Source organism: Gilvimarinus sp. 1_MG-2023 (genome assembly GCF_030548285.1).
In genome coordinates this window covers 1-436 of sequence record NZ_JAUOSC010000175.1, presented here as the reverse complement: position 1 = coordinate 436, position 436 = coordinate 1, and the positions used below count along the sequence as shown (strand labels likewise).

General features: G+C 54.1%; 1 protein-coding gene. It reads right to left on the bottom strand.

Going from position 1 to position 436, the window contains the following annotated elements; all coding sequences use genetic code 11:
- A partial coding sequence (locus tag Q4563_RS16290) for a class I SAM-dependent methyltransferase (RefSeq protein ID WP_303605221.1) occupies nt 1–301 on the bottom strand: 301 nt, incomplete at its 3' end.
- Between the last annotated feature and the right edge of the window lie 135 nt (nt 302–436).

Genomic DNA, 436 nt, shown 5'->3' with positions numbered 1-436 from the left:
AGACAATGCCATCCCACGCCTCGGTGCCGAGGTCGAAATCCGCCAGATTGGCGACGACCGTCGAGATAACCACGCCGTTATCCGCGGCCAGTTGCTGTGCCTTGTTGAGGCCAACCGACGACTGGTCGACCGCGGTAACAACATAACCCTGTTTGGCCAAAAAAACAGCATTCCGTCCTTCGCCTTCTGCCAGGCACAAGACCTTGCCGCCCGCCAGTATTTGGCCGTACTGGGCTTGCAAAAAATCATTGGCTACCGTGCCGTAGGCAAAACCTTCTTCGTTATAACGTTGATCCCACATGGGTGATGCTCCTGTTGTCGTCTGCATTCTGTGCCGGTCAAACCGGGTATTCAGCGGTTGGATAACTATTGAATACTGCCGGTTTGAACCTTGGCTTCAGTATACCCATGCAGGCCACTCACTGCTGTTAAACCG